Source organism: Arthrobacter sp. Y3223164 (assembly GCF_059091005.1).
In genome coordinates this window covers 1-313 of record NZ_JBNHGF010000958.1, presented here as the reverse complement: position 1 = coordinate 313, position 313 = coordinate 1, and the positions used below count along the sequence as shown (strand labels likewise).

Annotated in this window: 1 protein-coding gene; it reads left to right on the top strand. The window is 74.4% G+C overall.

Annotated features, from left to right (window positions below; all coding sequences use genetic code 11):
* Positions 1-313 (top strand): FAD-dependent monooxygenase (locus AC5RUJ_RS18910; RefSeq protein ID WP_494156594.1); only part of this gene is annotated, 313 nt, incomplete at both ends.

The following is a 313-nucleotide window of genomic DNA, read 5'->3' as shown; positions in this document are numbered from 1 at the left end:
CGGCGTGGCACCGGCTGCTGCTGCGGAGACGGTGCGGGCCAGGCTGGTGGTGGCGGCCGACGGCGCCTATTCCGCCCTGCGCCGCCAACTCGGCGTCCCGGTGCGGACGCGGGTGTATCCGGACGCCTACCTGATGGGAGACTTCGCCGACACCACCGGCGACGGCAGCACCGCCGTGCTCTATTTGGAGGCCGGCGGCATCGTCGAATCCTTCCCGCTCCCCGGGGGTACCCGGCGCTGGGTGGCCAGGATGCCCGGCGTGGTCAGCCATCCGACGCCGGACGGCCTCGCCTCCCTGGTCGCGCGGCGCACC